This window comes from Shewanella sp. SG41-4, from assembly GCF_014164505.1.
GTDB lineage: Bacteria > Pseudomonadota > Gammaproteobacteria > Enterobacterales > Shewanellaceae > Shewanella.
On record NZ_JACJFI010000385.1, the window covers coordinates 1 to 2,821 of the forward strand.

2 protein-coding genes are annotated in these 2,821 nt (G+C 37.4%); both read left to right on the plus strand.

Features of this window, described 5'->3' with window-relative positions:
- Positions 1–58 precede the first annotated feature (58 nt).
- The gene (locus tag H5202_RS19975; RefSeq protein ID WP_443019450.1) at positions 59–1,192 is read left to right on the plus strand and encodes a DUF6361 family protein; all 1,134 of its coding nucleotides are present in this window, start codon (positions 59–61) and stop codon (positions 1,190–1,192) included.
- On the plus strand, positions 1,179–2,821 hold a 1,643-nt coding region (locus H5202_RS19980), incomplete at its 3' end, for a phospholipase D family protein (protein WP_182773607.1). The genes H5202_RS19975 and H5202_RS19980, both read left to right, overlap by 14 nt.

Sequence of the window (2,821 nt, forward strand, 5' to 3'; positions counted from 1 at the left end):
AAAAACCTGGAAACAGTTTATCTGCAAATGCATCCCGTATTTGCCCTATGCCTAACTCATCAAGAGTGCCTTTGCAGATAAACTGTTTCCAGGTTTTTCAACGATCCAGACTCGAGCAAAATACTTTGCATCAGTCCCGTATCTATTTTATGACTATCGGCAACTCGACCTAAATGTTCGACGTAATTTACCTTTGGCTGAGTTTATTCAGCAACAAGAAAATCAATTAGCCAAAAATTTAGTGAGAAATCATTCTGAAAATATGCCATATGGCATAATTGGTAAAGATAGTTTGGAAAAAGGGGTGGCACGTCGACCTTCGTCAGTTTACTGGAATGGTTTACGTCAGTTTGGTATAGCTAAAACTGATGTATCGTTAAAAGACTTTATAGAACAGTTTGAACAATATGCCAATTATCCTAATGATGCCCATGTTGATGATGACGAACAATTATCAAGCCTTGCACGCATGATGACAAAATCAACAGATTATCATCCCAATTGGTCAGAGAGTGCCACAATAGCATTAAGCAAAGCAGAAGCAGAATTTTTGCGAGATATGCTACTCCTATCTAAAAATATTGAATACAGTATTCCAGCCCAATTAGTCAAACATAAGTTATTAGAAAAAGCCTTAGAATTAGATGATGCTTTAGAAAGTGGTATTTGGAGAATTGACGCATTATATCAATGGCTAAAAAGCTCTGCTATTTCAAGCCAGACTAAAAGCTGTTTAGAAAAAGCCCTTGAATTTTGTTTTGTACTAGAAGGGGCGCATATCCGCTACAACTCACTCATTGCTGAAAGGGCAAACAATACTGCTTCGCAAGGGCTACTTGTTGAAGAGTTTCAAATCTGGTTAAGGGAAGCACAAAAACATCGTCACCGATTTAAATTAGAAAGTATCAATGAATGGTATCTATGTGCTTTTGGTATAGAAAAAAATTCTAATAGTAGAACGCGTCAATTTATTGAACAGTGGTGCAATCTCATTATGAATAATGCAACAGAAGATAAATTAGACAAGTGTATCAAACAGCAAGCTATAGCGAATAAAGGTCCACGATGTTTATTAAAGAAAGCATTAAGTGATCAGCAAGACTGGGTGGGCATGCGAAAACTTGAATTTAGATGGCCAACAGCAAAAATAATACTTCAAGATATTCATGAGGGTTTGTATGTTAGCGCCTGATAAAAATAGAGTTGATTATGGTGAACAATTAATTGCGCCTAAAGGATATGAATTAACTAATGCTATTGCGACTACTTATAGTCTTGATTTAAACACCTTACTCACAGTGCCTATTGCGATATGTTTTGGGCATACGTTAGAAGGTGCTGTGGAGCATATGCGTATAGCGTTACTTGATGCGTTAGCTACTTTAGGTGATAAGTTAACCGTGTTTTACCAACAAGGAAACATCAAGCTACCCGACAAATACAATAGCCTCTTTGGTTTATTGGAGAATAGTTTAGTTCCAGTCGTACCCAATGCAGGTAATGACAACTCTGCCTTTTCGTCATTTCATCCAAAGTTATGGTTGCTTCGATTTAAAAGTACCGATTCGGATGCGAACATTAAATACCGTTTAATTGTTTTGTCTCGTAATCTGACGTTCGATCGAAGCTGGGATTTATCTGCTGTAATTAATGGTGAGTCCCGTGGTAAAAGAAAGCCAACCAATAAACCATTAATAGCATTTTTTGATCAACTTTATGAATCTGCATCTGACGAAAACTTTTCTGATGTGATTGATAGTGATGAACTATTGCGTGTTTTATGGCAAAAACCGAATAATATTCAGAATATAGAGTTTCTATCAACAATATTTGATGGTGGCAAGCGGCAATGCCCTATCAATATTCCACATAGTAATTTGGCGATGTTAGCAGTATCTCCATTTATTCGCGGTGGCAGTAAAGTAGATGCATTGGATTGGTTGAAAGACTTCACTGAAAATGAAAAACGTTATCTATTTTGCCGAAAAGAAGAATTGGATATGGCCGGCGAAGAGGCTCTGTTGGGGTGGAATTGTTACGCCTTTAATGAACACTTGGTCAATGCAGAAGAAAATGAAGAAATGGAGCAATCTCAATTTTTTGAGCATGATTTAAGCTTACATGCAAAGCTACTAGTGGTTGATGAGAATGATTACATATCAAGTTGGCATATTGGCTCAGCTAATATGACACAGGCGGTAATAGGTGATGAACATCGTTCAACAAGAAACAGTGAGTTTATGTTGCGCTTGAGTGGTGATCGGTCTGCCATTGGTGTTGATGCTCTGATTCAACTTTGGGTGAATGAAGACAATACGGGCTTATTTATACCGCATGAATTCTCGAAGTTAGAAGATGATCAAGACGAAAAGAAAGGACGCGCATTAAGATTATTAGAATATAAGTTAATAAATACTCATTGGCTGCTAGAGGTTGATAGCTGTAATGACGCATATCAACTGTCATTAACAACCTCGAATTCCATAGAGGTGCCTGATGGATTTGATATTCAAGTGTCGATACTTAGTGTTAATCAATTGCGGCCCTTAGCTGAACAAGTTATATGGGATAAGTTCAAGCTCTCGCAAATCAGTGCTTTATTACGTTTAGATATCCTTCAAGCCGGTGAAGTAGTTAAACAGTTGGTTACTCAAGGAGAGTTAAGCTACAACTGTGATGTAGACAGAAGTAAGGCCATTACTAACGAGCTTTTAGATAACGCCTCTCAATTCATGAGTTATATATCCATGTTGCTTCAGATAAACCCATCTAAAGAAGATTTGATGTGCAGCATATCTAATCAATCAAGTGTGGGAAGTGG